At 67.6% G+C, this 14,977-nt stretch carries 12 protein-coding genes; 6 read left to right on the forward strand and 6 right to left on the reverse strand.

All coding sequences use genetic code 11. From position 1 onward, the window contains the following. Positions 1-19 precede the first annotated feature (19 nt). The 3 genes from U1872_RS04640 to U1872_RS04650 form a co-directional block, all read right to left on the reverse strand. On the reverse strand, positions 20-1,192 hold the full coding sequence (locus tag U1872_RS04640; RefSeq protein ID WP_332791681.1) for a glycoside hydrolase family 88/105 protein: 1,173 nt from the start codon (positions 1,190-1,192) through the stop codon (positions 20-22). Then, positions 1,189-2,553, reverse strand: a complete 1,365-nt coding sequence (locus U1872_RS04645) for an MFS transporter (protein WP_332791682.1) — start codon at positions 2,551-2,553, stop codon at positions 1,189-1,191. The genes U1872_RS04640 and U1872_RS04645 overlap by 4 nt, the downstream gene beginning before the upstream one ends. Before the next feature lie 90 nt (positions 2,554-2,643). After that, entirely contained in the window at positions 2,644-3,390 is a 747-nt protein-coding gene (locus U1872_RS04650; protein ID WP_332791683.1) for a FadR/GntR family transcriptional regulator, read from the reverse strand. 179 nt (positions 3,391-3,569) lie between these two features. On the opposite strand from U1872_RS04650, the gene U1872_RS04655 reads away from it, so the two are divergent. From U1872_RS04655 to U1872_RS04665, 3 genes are read left to right on the forward strand one after another with little or no spacing between them, the layout of a single operon-like run. Then, positions 3,570-6,767 carry a glycoside hydrolase family 2 TIM barrel-domain containing protein gene (locus U1872_RS04655; RefSeq protein WP_332791684.1) on the forward strand — a complete coding sequence of 1,066 codons (3,198 nt, stop codon included), beginning with the start codon at positions 3,570-3,572 and terminating at the stop codon, positions 6,765-6,767. Further along, the gene (locus U1872_RS04660; RefSeq protein ID WP_332791685.1) at positions 6,764-7,747 is read left to right on the forward strand and encodes a DUF4861 family protein; all 984 of its coding nucleotides are present in this window, start codon (positions 6,764-6,766) and stop codon (positions 7,745-7,747) included. The genes U1872_RS04655 and U1872_RS04660 overlap by 4 nt, the downstream gene beginning before the upstream one ends. Continuing rightward, a complete protein-coding gene (locus U1872_RS04665) occupies positions 7,744-9,006 on the forward strand; it encodes a DUF2264 domain-containing protein (RefSeq protein ID WP_332791686.1) in 1,263 nt (420 codons plus the stop codon). Before U1872_RS04660 ends, U1872_RS04665 begins: the two co-directional genes overlap by 4 nt. Positions 9,007-9,015: 9 nt before the next feature. On the opposite strand, the gene U1872_RS04670 is transcribed toward U1872_RS04665, so the two are convergent. Next, on the reverse strand, positions 9,016-10,233 hold the full coding sequence (locus tag U1872_RS04670; RefSeq protein WP_332791687.1) for an MFS transporter: 1,218 nt from the start codon (positions 10,231-10,233) through the stop codon (positions 9,016-9,018). A 136-nt stretch (positions 10,234-10,369) separates the two neighbouring features. Next, positions 10,370-10,891 carry a DUF1993 domain-containing protein gene (locus tag U1872_RS04675; protein WP_332791688.1) on the reverse strand — a complete coding sequence of 174 codons (522 nt, stop codon included), beginning with the start codon at positions 10,889-10,891 and terminating at the stop codon, positions 10,370-10,372. Positions 10,892-11,059: 168 nt separating this feature from the next. Here U1872_RS04675 and U1872_RS04680 point away from each other — a divergent pair, with 168 nt between their 5' ends. Together U1872_RS04680 and U1872_RS04685 are read left to right on the forward strand one after the other, a co-directional pair. Further along, entirely contained in the window at positions 11,060-11,686 is a 627-nt protein-coding gene (locus U1872_RS04680; RefSeq protein ID WP_332791689.1) for an SOS response-associated peptidase, read from the forward strand. Positions 11,687-11,761: 75 nt separating this feature from the next. Then, positions 11,762-12,928, forward strand: a complete 1,167-nt coding sequence (locus U1872_RS04685; protein WP_443025333.1) for a CaiB/BaiF CoA transferase family protein — start codon at positions 11,762-11,764, stop codon at positions 12,926-12,928. Here U1872_RS04685 and pncB read toward each other — a convergent pair. Then, complete coding sequence (pncB, locus tag U1872_RS04690) at positions 12,925-14,229, reverse strand: nicotinate phosphoribosyltransferase (RefSeq protein ID WP_332791691.1); 1,305 nt, start codon at positions 14,227-14,229, stop codon at positions 12,925-12,927. The two genes, U1872_RS04685 and pncB, sit on opposite strands and share 4 nt — an antisense overlap. A gap of 85 nt (positions 14,230-14,314) precedes the next feature. Here pncB and U1872_RS04695 point away from each other — a divergent pair, with 85 nt between their 5' ends. Next, positions 14,315-14,908, forward strand: coding sequence for a cysteine hydrolase family protein (locus U1872_RS04695; RefSeq protein ID WP_332791692.1), 594 nt, complete (start codon positions 14,315-14,317; stop codon positions 14,906-14,908). Positions 14,909-14,977 lie beyond the last annotated feature (69 nt).

Genomic DNA, 14,977 nt, shown 5'->3' on the forward strand with positions numbered 1-14,977 from the left:
GGGGTAACTCCGGGGAGGATCAGCGCTTCGACGGCGCGCGGTCGAGCTCGGCGACGGCGGTTGCCGCGAGCAGGAAGGCGCCGACGCCGTAGAATTGCGTGTCGTCGGCCGCCACGCGTTCGGGGCGATCGCTGACCTGCTGGACCCATCCGAGCCGGCCGTCGGGCTGCAGGCTGCGGACCAGCGCGTCCCAGCCCTTACGCACCACCGGCGTATAGGCCGCGCGGTCGAGCAGGCCCGCCTTGACGCCCCACGCCATGCCATAGGTGTAGAAGCCGGTCCCGCTCGACTCCGGCGGCGAGTCCTCGGGCGCGAGCAGCGACGGGGCCCAATAGCCGTCGGGCTTCTGCAGCCCTTTCAGCGTCCCCGCCATTTCGACGAACAGCTTTTCCATCCGCACCCGGTCGGCATCGCGCTTCGGCAGGAGCGGGATGATCCGCGCCATCGCCGCGAACACCCAGCCATTGCCGCGGCTCCAGAACTGCTTGCGCTGGCTCTCGTCGCGCCGCTCGAAGAAGCGGCTGTCGCGGTAGAAGAGGTGCGCCGCGGGATCGAACAGGAAGTCGGTCGTCGCCCAGAACTCACGCAAGGCGTAGTCGCGATAGCGGCGGTCGCCGGTCTGCCGCGACAGCTCGATCATCGCCGGCGGCGCCATGAACAAAGCGTCGCACCAGCAATAGCGCGTCAGGCATTCGGTGCCGTCATAGCCCGACGGCGGCTGGTAGAAAGCCAGCCCGACGCGCGGCGGGTTGGCGACGATATAGTCGAAGCGTGCGCGCGTCGGGGCTATCGCCGCCGCGCCCGCGCCATGCTTTGCCGCCCACAGATAGGATTGGGTGATGACCAGATCGTCGGCATGATAGGGTCGCTTCGCCGGCGTCCAGCCGTTGGCGCGCCCCATCGCGACCACCGCCTGGCCGATCTCTGGTGGGGCACCCGCATCGGCGAGCGCGGTCATCCCCACCCAGAACACCGCTTGCTCCCAGGCGCGCGGATTGCGCGTCTCAGTGGTGATCCGCGAGACATGGCCGGTATCGGTCATGTGCGCGAGCTGCCACTCCGCAAGCTTGGTGGCGAGCGCAACCGCGTCACTCGCCTGGGACGCCGCAGCCGCCTGTGGCGCAGGCGCGGCGAGCAAAGGTGCCGACAGCAGCGCAGTGCTGGCGAGCAGGACGAGCGAGCGAGCGATCATGACGAACCTTCCGGAAGGGGCGTGCCGGCCGGGTCGACAGCGACCCGCGCGAGCGTGGGACTGAGCAAGTGGAGCGCGATCAGCGCGACGAAATAGGCGCCGCCCGCCACCGCGAAGATCGGCGCGTAGCTGCCCGACAGATCGAGCACATAGCCGACGAACTTGGCGATCAGCATCCCGCCGATCGCGCCAGCGGTGCCCCCGATCCCGACGACCGACCCGACCGCCGCGCCCGGGAAGAGATCCGACGGCAAGGTCAGCAGGTTCGCGGAGAAGGCTTGATGCCCCGCCGTCGCCAGCCCGATCAGCAGCACCGCGGTCCACAGCGAATCGATATATTGCACCGTCACGATCGGCAGCACGGCGAAGGCGCAGACGAGCATCGTCAGCTTCCGCGCGGCGTTGACACTGACCCCGGCGCGGATCATCCGCGACGATGCCCAGCCGCCCGCGATGCTCCCCACATCGGACATCACGTAGATGACGATCAACGGCGGGCCGAAGCTCTTGAGATCGAGCCCGTAGCGTTTGCCGAGGAAGTCGGGCAGCCAGAACAGGAACATCCACCAGATCGGGTCGGTGAGGAATTTCGGCACCGCATAGCCCCAGGTCGCGCGGATGCCGAACAGCCGCCGCCACGGCAGCGGCGCGCTCGGCTGCACCGGATCGCTCTGGATCAGCGCGAGTTCGGCGGGCGACAAGCGCGGATGCTCGGTCGGGCGGCGATAGATGGCGAGCCATGCGACCAGCCAGATGACGCTGAACGCGCCGGTCGCGATGAACGCCGCGCGCCAGCCATACGCGAGCGCGATCGCGGGCACGAGCAAAGGGGTGACGATCGCGCCGACATTGGCGCCGGCGTTGAAGATGCCGACCGCAAAGGCGCGCTCGCGCTGCGGAAACCATTCGGCGACGGCCTTGAGCCCCGCCGGGAAATTGCCCGATTCCCCAAGCCCCAGCGCAAAGCGCGCGATCGCGAATTGCGTAACGCCGCCGACGAAGCCGTGGGCGACATGCGCCAGCGTCCAGAAAGTAAAGGCGATCGCATAGCCGACGCGCGCGCCGGCTACGTCGATCATCCGCCCGACGGCGAGGAAGCCGATCGCGTAGGCTGCCTGGAACCAGAAGACGATGTCGGCATATTGGCTCTCGCGCCAGCCGAGATCGGCCTGCAGCAAGGGCTTGAGCACGCCGATCATCTGCCGGTCGACATAGTTGATAGCGGTGGCGGCAAACAGCAGCCCGCAGATCACCCAGCGATACGATCCGGCGCGCCGCGCGGCATCGGTGATCGTGGCTTCGCTGGCGGTCACGACGGGAGTCGCTTCATAGTGCGCGATGGTCGCTCGCCCGATCGGCATAGTCTACGCATTCAGGCCACTCACCTTCCCGGCTGCCCCGTAGTCTGACGCCGGGATCCCGCTACTTGTAGTACAACCGAAAAGCGCTCGTCAATCGCTCGCGGCGCTGTCGTCGACCTTCGGGCGCAGGCTCGTCGTCTCGCTCAACTGCGAGTGGCGGCTGAGGCTTTCCTGCATGTGATGCCGCGCCGCTTCGCGCGCCCGCGCCGAATCCATCCGCACGATCGCATCGAGGATCGCCTCATGCTCGCCCTGCACCTTCGCGGCATACGCGCGATGCGCCGCCTCCGACTGATCGCGCAGATAGAGATTGCGCGGTGGGACCAGGCGCAGGCCCAGAAATTCGATCAGCCGCTCGTAATAATGGTTCTGCGTAGCGCGCGCGATCGAGAGGTGGAAGCCGCTGTCGGCGCGCGCGGCGGCCTCGGGATCGTCGATCACCGCCTCCATCTGCGCAAGCGCATCGCGGATCGCGCCGATGTCGGCGGTGGTGCGCCGCGCCGCCGCGAGCGCCGCCATCTCGGTCTCGAGCGCGAGCCGCATCTCGAGCAATTTGATGACGTCGGTAAGCTCGCTCATCTCGTCGCGCGTCACCTGGAATGCGCGGTATTGCGCGGTTGCGGCGACGAACACGCCCGACCCCTGGCGCGACGTCGTCAGCCCCTGCGCCGACAGCCGCGCGACCGCCTCGCGCACCACTGTGCGGCTGACATTCTCGGCGGCCGAGATTTCGAGCTGGGTAGGGAAGCGCGACCCTGGCGGCATCGCACCGGTGCGGATGCGTTCCTCGAGCTTGGCGAACAACCCATCGGTCAGCGACGCGGAATTTCGGGCCATCGACATTTCCTTCTCAACGGCTCCAATACACCGGAGCGCTAGCTGCTTGTCATACGAATTTGGCAGTTGTAGCATAACTGCTAACATCGAAGAGCGCTGAGCGCTACGGTCAACGGAGAGGCGTCATCGTGCGGTCGGCATTCCCCCTTTTACTTAGCGGTTTCGCGTGTCTCGCGCCAATGGGAGCGGTAGCGCAGAGCGCACCCGTGCCGCCGATCCAGCCGCAAGTGTCGCCCGATCGGCCCGATTGGGAAAATCCCGCCGTCTTCGCCATCGGCAAGGAGCCGCCGCGCGCGACCGGCTTCCCGTTCGAGAGCCGCGAGAAGGCGATCGCCGGGCACCGCACCAAGTCCGATCGCTTCGTGCTGCTGAGCGGGCAATGGTCGTTCGCGCTCTCGCCCAACGCCGATCAGCTGCCGGCGGGGTTCGAGAAGCCCGACTACGACGTTTCGCAGTGGAAGACGATCAAGGTTCCCGCCGACTGGCAGGCCGAGGGCTTCGACCAGGCCCGCTACAACAACATCACCTACCCCTTCCCCGCCAACCGCCCGCTGATTCCGCATGCGACCAACCCGGTCGGGTCGTACCGCCGTGACGTCGTGGTGCCGGCGGGTTGGTCGGAGAGCGACGTGATCCTGCACATCGGTGCGGCTGGGTCGGCCCATTACGTCTGGGTCAACGGCGCGAAAGTCGGCTATTCCGAGGACAGCAAGCTGCCGTCGGAATACGACGTGAGCCGCTACCTCAAGCCCGGCCACAACGTGATCGCGATCCAAGTCTATCGCTGGTCCGACGGCAGCTATCTCGAGGACCAGGATTTCTGGCGCGTCTCGGGGATCGAGCGCGAAGTGTTCCTAATGGCGGCGCCGAAGACGCGGATCCGGGACTTTTTCGTCCATGCCGGGCTCGACGAGCGGTACCGTGATGGCAAGATCGTGGTCGATCTCGCGGTGACGCCCACCAAGGCGGCGACCAGCGCGCGGATCGTGCTGCTCGACGGCGACCGCGTGGTTACCGAGAAGTCGACCGCGATCGCCGCAGGCTCGGCCGAACGCACCGTCTCGATCGCGACGACGATCCCAGAGGTAAAGCGCTGGACCGCCGAGACGCCCAATCTCTACATGCTGCTGGTCGAACTGTACGACGCGAAGGGCGCGATCGTGCAGTCGACCTATAGCCGGATCGGCTTCCGCAGCGTGGCGATCCAGAACGGGCTCGTCACCGTCAACGGCCAGCCGATCACGATCCGCGGCGTCAACCGCCACGAGCATGATCCCGAGACCTTCCACGTCATCTCGCTCGAATCGATGGAGCGCGACATCCAGCTGATGAAGCGCGCCAACATCAACGCGATCCGCACTTCGCATTACCCCAACGACCCACGGCTCTACGAGCTCGCCGACCGCTATGGCCTCTATGTCATGGACGAGGCCGATATCGAGAGCCACGCCTATATGGACTTCGCCAACAAGCATCCCGAGCAGCGCGGGCAATATCAGCTCGGCTTCGATCCGGCGTGGAAGGCTGCGCACGTTACGCGCGTCACCAACATGATCGAGCGCGACAAGAACCATCCCTCGATCATCTTCTGGTCGCTCGGCAACGAGGCCGGGATCGGCCCGAACTTCGCCGCCGCCGCGGCCGCCGCCAAGCAGCGCGATCCTTCGCGGCTCGTCAGCTATCTCGGCTGGGGCACGTGGGACGGGCGGTTCGAGCACCACCCCAACGACTTCGCCGACATCTATGCGCCGATGTACGACACCGCCGCCAAGCTGGTCGACTATGCGACCAACTGGTCGTTCCGCCAGCCACTGATCATGTGCGAATATGCCCACATGATGGGCAATTCGGGCGGCGACCTGAAGGAATATTGGGATGCGATCTATGCGCATCCCGACAAGCTCCAGGGCGGCTTCATCTGGGACTGGGTGGATCAGTCGATGTATCGCACCACCAAGGACGGGCGGCGCTATTGGGGCATGGGCGGCGAATATGGTCCCAATCCCGGCGGCGAATTGGAATTTGGCGATGGCCTGATCCAGTCCGACCGCACGCCGAACCCGCAGCTGTTCGAACTGACCAAGGTCTATGCGCCGATCCAGTTCGAGAGTTTCGACCCCGCCAGCGGCGCGCTGCGCGTCGCAAACCATTATGATTTCGCCAGCCTCGCCGGGCTCGATCTCGGCTGGCAGATGCTCGAGGACGGCGTCGTCGTCGCACGCGGGACGAGGCCCGCGCTCGCCACCGCAGCGCATGGTCACGAGACCACCACGCTCGCTCTGCCCGCGATCGCGCGCAAGCCGGGTGCCGAATATCTGCTCAATGTCGTCGCCCGCGCAAAGGACGCGGGCACCCCCGCGATCGCCGCGGGTCAGGTGATTGGCTGGGAGCAGTTCCCGCTCGGCGCCGCCGTGGCGGTCGCCAAACCTGCCCCCTCGGGCAAGGTCGAGCTCTCGCAGGCAGGCGGGATGGTCACGCTGCGGGCCGCTGGCGCCGAACTGGTGCTCGATCGCAAGACCGGGCTGCTCGTCCGTTACGCGGCGAGCGGCCGCACGCTGCTGCGCGGTGGTACGCCCGATTTCTACCGCGCCTTGACCGACAACGACGTCGGCGTCGGCGTCGAGCGCACCCATGCGGTGTGGAAGACCGCATCGAGCGACCGCACCGTCGAAGCGGTCGAGCAGCACGCCACGGCCGGCGGCGCCGACGTCACGATCCGCTATCGCATCGGCAAGGACGTCGCGCGCTTCGTCACGCGCTACGCGATGGCGGGCGACGGCACGGTGGTGGTCGAGGGCAGCTTCACCCCGCTGCGCACCGACCTCCCCGATCCGCTGCGGATCGGGCTGGCCTATGCCATGCCCGCCAGCTTCGACACGCTCGAATGGTATGGCCGCGGCCCGCACGAAAGCTATTCGGATCGCAAGACCAGCGCGCCGATCGGCTTGTGGCGCGGGGCGATCGCCGAGCAGAATCACGATTACATGCGACCGCAGGAAACCGGCAACAAGGTCGACGTCCGCTGGATGGAGCTGTCGGATCACGCCACCGGCGGCCTGCGCGTCCAGGGCGACACGCCGCTGTCGATGAATGCGCTCGCCTTTCCGTACGACGATCTGTCGCACCGCGCGCCGGGCACGCGCCGCAGCTCGGATATCGTTCCCCATGATGAGGTTTCGCTGATGATCGATGCAGTCCAGTCCGGGATCGGGGGCGACACGCAATGGGACCAGACCGGGCGCCCGCTGCCGCGGTACCGGATCGCGCTCGCACCGCGCAGCTTCAGCTTCCGGCTGAGCCCGTTCAGCGGCGCCGGCACCACGCCGACGCTCGCCCGCCCCGCCTCGGCGACCGGCGTCGCGGCGGTGATTCAGTGAGCGCGCGCCTGCCCTCGCGCCTGCCCTCGTGCCTGCCCTCGTGCCTGCTCGCCGGCGCGCTGCTGCTCCTCGCCGGCGCTGCCGTCGCGCAGGAGGCCGCGACGCCGACGATGCCGCCGATCAGCACCCCGCTGCCGCCTGCGCCCGACCGCGAGCCGCACGCCGCGGTCAAGCTCGCCGACTATCGTTACGACGATCTGTTGTGGGAAAACGATCGCACCGCGCACCGGATCTACGGCCATGCGCTCGAGGCGGCCGAGCCACCGTCGGGATCGGGGATCGATTCGTGGGGCAAGAACGTCATCTGGCCGTTCACCGACCGCCAGCTGCGCAGCGGCGACCAGCATTCGTATCACGGTGAGGGGCTCGATTTCTACAATGTCGGCACCGGCCGCGGCGCCGGCGGGCTCGGCATCTGGCACGACAACAAGCTGTGGACCTCGCGCAATTACACCCGCTACCGCATCCTCAAGAACGGCCCTGACGCCGCCGATTTCGTGGTCGATTACGCGCCGTGGCCGGTCGAGGTCGACCGCCGTGTGTGGGAAACGCGCCGCTTCACGCTGCCGCTCGGCACGCAGTTCACGCGGATGGTCTCGACGCTGTCGTCGGACAAGCCGGGTCCGCTGATCGTGGGCATCGGCATCGGCCGCCACACGATCGGCTCGAGCGACGGCGCGCTGACGGTCGATCGCGCGCACGGCATCCTCTCCTTCTGGAGCACCGAGGATGGCGCGCACGGCCGCATGGCGATCGCGCTGAAGGTCGATCCGGCGATGATCGTCGATGTGAAGAACGACTTCGACAATTACCTCGTCCTGCTCAAGGTCGAGCCGGGCAAGCCGTTCGTCTATTATTCGGGTTCTGCGTGGGACAAGGGCGTCGGCGGCTTCCGCACGCGCGCCGAGTGGGACCGCTACGTCCTATCAGCGCCCGTCGATTTCCGCGTGCCGACCGACCGCCAGGGGAAGACACGATGAAGCGCCGCGATTTCATGGCGGCCGCGCTCGCGACCGGGTTCGTTGCCGACACAATCGTCGGCACCAGCGCGGAGGCTGCGCCCCGCGCGCGCGCCGGAACGTCGGACCGCGCCTATATGGTCGATCTGCTCGCGCGGATGGCGAAGCCCGTGCTCGGCCCGATGGCGGCCGGCGAGCTCCACGCGCGCTTCAAGCCCGAGCTCAGTCCGACCTGGGACGGGCGCGATCCGGGCGTCGCCTATCTCGAATGCTTCGGCCGCCTGATCGCAGGGATCGCGCCGTGGCTGTCGCTCCCCGCCGATACCACGCCCGAGGGCCGCCTGCGCGAGACGCTGCGCCAGCAGGCGGTGGCGAGCTATGCGCATTCGGTCGACCCGCGCAGCCCCGATTGCCTGTTGTGGCACGGCCAGGCACAGGCGCTGGTGGACTCGGCCTATTTCACCAACGCCTTGATGCGCGCGCCGAAACAATTGTGGGAGCCGCTCGACACGACGACCAAGCAGCGCATCGTCGGCGTGATCAAGGGCCTGCGCGACGTCTCGCCGCCCTACACCAACTGGCTGCTGTTTGCGGCGATGAACGAGGCGTTCCTGCTGTCGATCGGCGAGCAATGGGATCCGGTGCGGATCGATCTCGCAATCCGCAAGGTCAACGAATGGTATGTCGGCGATGGCTGGTATGGCGACGGGCCACACTTCCATTTCGACTTTTACGGCGCCTATGTCATCCATCCGATGCTTGTCGAAATCCTGGAAGTGCTCGTCGCGACGGGTGCGAAGTTCAACAGCCTGGCGACCAAGGATCTGCTCGAGCAAGCCTATCGCCGGATGCAGCGGTTCGGCGAGAATCTCGAGCGGATGGTCGGGCCCGACGGCAGCTATCCGCCGATCGGTCGCTCGCTTACCTACCGTACCGCGGTGTTCCAGCCGCTCGGCCTGCTTGCCTGGCGCAATCGCCTGCCCAAGTCTCTGCCGCCGGGCCAGGTGCGCGGCGCGACGTTGGCGGCACAACGCGCGATCTTCCGCTTCCCGAGCAATTTCGATGCGAACGGCTATTTGACGATCGGCTTCACCGGCCACCAGCCCGCGCTTGGGGACTGGTATTCGAACGCCGGCAGCATGTATCTTGCGGCCGAGAGCCTCGTCGCGCTGGGGCTTCCCGCCGATGCAACGTACTGGACCGACGCGGTGCAGCCCTGGACCGCCAAGCGCGCCTTTGCCGGGGAAGCTTTCGCCAAGGATTATTATTCGGACGCCTGAGGCGCCGCGTCAGCGACGTCCCTTCACGCCGAGCATCGTGAGCCCCCCTGCGAGCGTCATCACCGCGAGGCACAAGAGCAAGGGGGTGAAATTGCGCGGCGTCGACAGCCACCACGCGAGCGCCGGTCCGATCAGCATCGGCGCGGTGTTCGACAGGTTGATCAGCCCGAGGTCGCGCCCGCGCCGCCGCGGGTTGGGCAGCAATTGCATCACGAAGCCGATCTGCAGCGTCAGGAAGAGCGAGCACCCGATCGAATAGAGACCGAACCCGACCGCCGCCGCATTCCAGTCGTGCGCACCGGCCATCACCGCGAGGCCTGCCGCGTCGAGCGCCGCCGCGGCGACCAGGAAGGGCTTGCGCCGCCCGATCCGGTCCGACCAGCGACCGAGCAGAATTGCCAGCGGCAGCGGGATGACGTTGGCGAAGAAGATCAGCGTGCCGACCTGGACCGCCACCGCGCCCCGCCCGCCCGGCGCTGCGAACTGCTCCATGTAGAATAAAAGATAGGCGAACAGCATCGTGCCCGCGACCTGGACGAGCAGGCGCGACAGCCAGGCGAGCGCGAGATCGCGCGACGATGCCGCCACCGTCCGTTGTTCGATCGGCTGCACCGCCGGCCGCGCCGTCGTCGCCAGCAACGGGACGAGGCAGACGACGACGATCGCCGCGATCGCTGCCAGCCGGATGCCGAGGTCGGGGGCGGTCCATGCCACCAGCACCGGTCCGATCGCCGCGGCTGCGGGCTGGGCTCCCGCCAGCAGGCCGCTCATCACGCCCTTCTGCCGGTCGAGGCTCTCCTCTGCGAGCAAGGCGACCAGCGGGGCCAGCACCGCATTGAGCGCGACCTGAAAGACCATGATCGCCACGACGAGCAGCCACGGCGAGCCGGCGCTGGCAACGCCCGCGTAGGACAGGACGGTCGCGACCAGCCCCGCCGCGATCCAGCGGCGGCGCCCGATGCCGCGCTCGAGCGCACGATCGCTCAGCCAGCCGAAGAGCACGCCCGAGACGCTGGCCATCACCGCTCCCGTCATCATCGCCGCCGCGAGCATTCCGAATCGCGCGCCGCCGGCCAGCTCTTCGATCCGCAGCGGCAGCAGCAACGTCAGCAGCGGAAGGTAGGCGACGACGCATCCGGCATAGCCGAGCGCGCCGAGCACCGGGACCAGAATGGTCGAGGGCCCGGCCTGGCGGGCGGAGCGGAAGCGGTCTGGAGCGACGGTCATGCCGTGCCTGCTTACGGCCTCCGCCGCGCCGCGGCCACGGATTTGCGCGCTACACGCCGCGGCGCGGTCGATTGTCGTCGGTTCGGCATGTCACGCGGGGCCGCCGCACCGCCCGACACCGCGCCGCTGGATCGCGTTACCGCTTCATGCGCGGCATGCCGAGAAAATCGCGCTTGCCGAGCTTGACCCCCTGCGCGCGCAGGATCGCGTAGGCGGTGGTGGCGTGGAAATAGAAGTTCGGCTGCGAGAAAGAGAGCAGGAAGTTCGCGCCGGTGAAGGGCATGCGGGTCTCGCCGAACACGAAATGGGTGTCGTTATCCGCAAGCTGATCGAACGCGTCGCGATCGATCGCCTTCAGGCTGGCGACCGCCGCCTGGATGACGCCGTGCAGGCCGGCAAAGTCGGTCGGCCATGGCGTCATGTCGGGCGAAAAGCTGCCGGCGCGCACGCCTTCGATCCCGCCGACCGAGTGTGCCGCGCAGGATTTCACCTGATAGCCGAACGGCAGCATGTCGGGCGCGAGGCGCGCGTCGATCAGGTCGGCGTCGACCTTGCCGTGCTCGGTGCAGTAGGCCGCGGCCTTGTCGATCAGCGCATCGATCGCCCCGAGGATCTGCAGGTTGGACGGGACGACAGCATCGTAAAGCGAGAAGGTCATGAAGCAGCTCCTGTTGCGGCGGCGCTCTTATGCCGCGTCGCGGGGCAGCGGTCCACGAAACTTCGGCTGACTTTTGTTGCGCGGGAAGGAGCGCCACGCCGACCGGCCGTGCGTGTTTGTCACCGCGCGGCGGCTGGTCTAGCGTCGCGGCGCAGGGAGGTTCGAACGGTGTGCAATCGCTATCGCATGACGGCCAACCAGGTCGAGCTCGCCGCGCGCTACGGCATCGTCGCGCCCTATGGCCCCGAACCCGAGCGCATCCCGCCGCCCGAGCTCTTTCCCAAGACCGCGTCGTGGATCGTCCGGCATCGCGATGGCGCACGAACGCTCGACGCGATGGCGTGGGGGTTTCCGCATCGGGTTCCCGGCAAGCGGATCGACCCGGCGACGGGGCGGCCCGCGCTGATCAACAAGGAGGTGACCAACGTCCGCAATTACACCTCGCCCTTCTGGCGGTCGGCGCTGGTCGATCCCGATCGCCGATGCCTGGTGCCGTTCACCGCCTTCAGCGAATATGGCCAGATCCGCGGGGCGGATGGCAAGCTGCCGCTGCACTGGTTCGACGTGCCGGATCAGCCGATCGTCAGCTTCGCCGGCGTGTGGCAACCGACCGCGAGCGGACCGGTCTTCGCCTTCCTGACGACCGACCCGAACCCGCTGGTCGCGCCGATCCATCCCAAGGCGATGCCCGTCCTGCTGCTGCCCGACGACGAGGAGCGCTGGCTGACCTGCCCGTTCGAGGCTGCGGTCGCGCTGGCGCAGCCCTACCCCTCGCAGTTGATGCGGGTCGCTTGAAGCCGGCAGTTTGATCGGATCGGCCGCATGCGGTAGCCCCGACCGATGACAGGCAGCGAAACGGATATGGCGGCGATGGAACCGGGCGTGGATCGCCCGCTCGCCGGCCTCAAGGTGGTCGAGCTCGCGCGGATCCTCGCCGGGCCGTGGTGCGGGCAGATCCTCGCCGATCTGGGCGCCGAGGTGATCAAGGTCGAAGCCCCCGGCGGCGACGAGACGCGGCGCTGGGGCCCGCCCTTTATCGACAATCCCGACGGCAGCCGCGACGCCGCCTATTTCCACGCGACCAATCGCGGCAAGCAGTCGGTGGTGCTCGATTTCACCACCGAGCAGGGCCGCGCCGATACGCTCCGGCTGATCGCCGACGCCGATATCGTGATCGAGAATTTCAAGGTCGGCGGGCTCGCCAAATATGGGCTCGACTACGCCTCGCTCAGCGCGACCAATCCGGCGCTGATCTATTGCTCGATCACCGGCTTCGGGCAGGACGGGCCCTATGCCCCGCGCGCCGGCTACGATTTCGTGATCCAGGGGATGAGCGGGATCATGGACCTGACCGGCGATCCGGCAGGCGCACCACAGAAGATCGGCGTCGCCTTCGCCGACATCGCCACCGGCCTCTATGCCGCGATCGCGATCCAGGCCGCGCTGATCCAGCGTGCGAAGACCGGGCTCGGCCAGCAGATCGACATGGCCTTGCTCGACGTGATGACCGGGATGCTCGCCAACCAGGCGCTCAACTATCTCGTCTCGGGCACGGCGCCGCACCGGATCGGCAACGCGCATCCCAACATCGCGCCATACGAGGCCTTCCCGACGCGCGACGGCTGGTTCATCCTCGCGGTCGGATCGGACGACCAGTTCCGCCGCTTCTGCGCGGTCGTCGGGCTCGACGCGCTCTCACAGGATGCCGCCTTTGCCAGCAACGCGCTGCGCGTGGCCAATCGCATCGAACTGAGCGCGGCGATTGCGGCGGCGACGCAACACTTCGACCGCGACGACCTGCTCTTGCGGCTTGCGGCGGCGGTGGTACCGGCCGGTCCGATCAACAGCGTCGACCAGGCCCTGGCCGACCCGCAGCTGCAGCATCGTGCGATCGCCTGCACGATGACGCGCGCCGAGGACGCCGCGACGATCCCCGGCGTGCGCATCCCGATCCGCGCGAGCGCGATGGACCTGACGCCCGGCGCCCCCTCGCCCTTGCTCGATTCCGCCGCGCACCTCCGCAGCCCGACCGATTAGACCGCGACCAGCGCCTCGGCCCGCCCGGCTTCGCCGAAGATCCGCAGGTAGCGCGCGATCTCGCTCGGCTCGCCGGTCGCCTTGGCAGGATTATCGGACAGCTTGACCGCAGGGCGGCCGTTTACGCGCGTCACCTTGCATACAAGCGAGATCGGCTCGAGTCCGGCGGCACCATCGGGGTCGCAGCCGCGGAAATCGTTGGTGAGGTTGGTGCCCCAGCCGAAGCTCGTCCGCACTCGCCCCGCAAAATGGCGATAGGTCGCTTCGATCGTGTCGACGTCCATGCCGTCGGAGAAGATCAGCAGCTTGCTGCGCGGGTCGCGACCCTGCTTTTGCCACCAGGCGATGATCTGCTCGCCCCCCTCGATCGGCGGCGCACTGTCGGGGCGGAAGCCGGTCCAGTCGGCAAGCCAGGCCGGTGCGCCGGCGAGGAAGGCGGTGGTGCCGAACGCATCGGGCAAGGCGATCAGCAAATTGCCGCCATAATGCGCGCTCCACTCCTCCAGCACGCGATACGGCGCGGCGGCGACGGCGGCATCGTGATCAGCGAGCGCAGCGGCGACCATCGGCAGTTCGTGCGCGTTGGTACCGATCGCCTCGAGGTCGCTGTCCATCGCGAGCAGCACGTTGGACGTACCAATGAAGCGGCGTCCGAGCCCCTCCTTGAGCGCCTCGACGCACCAGCGCTGCCACAGGAAGCTGTGCCGCCGCCGCGTCCCGAAATCGGAGATGACGAGATCGGGCAGGTCGCGCAGCCGCTCGACCTTCTGCCACAGCTTGGCCTTGGCGCGGGCATAGACGACGTCGAGCGCGAAGCGCCCGCGATGCTTGAGCGCGGCGCGCGAGCGCAGTTCGTTGAGGATGGTGAGCGCCGGGATCTCCCACATCGTCGTGTGCGTCCATGGCCCGTCGAAATGCAGTTCGTATTGCCCGTCGACGACCGTCAGTTCGTACGGCGGCAGCTGGAACTCGGCGAGCCACGCGATGAAATCCGCCGAGAACATCCGCGCCTTGCCGTAGAAGGTGTTGCCGGCGAGCCAGATCAGCTCCTTCTTGGCGAAGCGCAGCGTGCGCGCATGGTCGAGCTGCGCGCGCAGCGCCGCCTCGTCGACCACTTCGGCCAGCCGCACCGCGTGCGTGCGGTTGATCACCGAAAAGGTCGCCGCGACATCGGGATGCAGGTGCCGGATCATCTGCAGCATCAGCAGCTTGTAGAAATCGGTGTCGAGCAGCGAGCGCACGATCGGATCGAGCCGCCAATTGTGATCGTAGGTGCGTGTCGCGATATCGGTAACGGCCATGGCAGTCCTTCGGGCGTTCGGACGATTGCAATAGGTCGGGCGGCGGGGACTTGCCTATAGGGCAAATCGGTTCAGGAGATTGATCATGCGCAGCATCGTCCTCGTCATCGACACCCAGGCGGATTTCCTGCTGCCCGACGGGGCGCTGGCGGTCGCCGGCGCCGAGGCGCTGGTCGCGCCGATGGCGGCGTGGCTCGGCACGCTGCGGCCCGAGACGACGGCCGGCGTGCTGTTCACCTTCGACACGCATTTTGCCGATACCTATCCGCTTTCGGCCGAGGCGAAAGAGTTTCCGATCCACTGCGTGCGCGAGACGCCGGGCTGGCGCAACCTGCTCGCGCCCGATCTGATCGACCCCGCCATCCCGGTGCACCGGCTGGAAAAGGGCGTCTTTGCGATGTGGGCCGAGCCGGGCCTGCGGATCGAGGATGCGCGCGACCCCGCGCAGCCGACGATCGAGCGCGACGGCTATTTCGCCGATCTGCGTGCGGCCGGGATCAGCGACGCGATCGTCATCGGGGTCGCGGCCGATTATTGCGTCCGCTGGGCGATCGACGGGCTGGTGGAGCGCGGCTTTGCGGTCATGGTGCCGTCCCGACTTACCCGGGGAATCGTCCGCCAGATCGACCAGGTCGTCACCGAGGATTTTGCCGGAGCGCGGGTCGCAGTGGCGGAATAGCCGCTGGGCGGTGAATTGATCTGGCCACCGTCATGCAGCTGTAACTTCACAGGTTTAGCGCCCCGCTCA

Source organism: Parasphingomonas frigoris (genome assembly GCF_036663815.1).
Lineage (GTDB): Bacteria > Pseudomonadota > Alphaproteobacteria > Sphingomonadales > Sphingomonadaceae > Sphingomonas.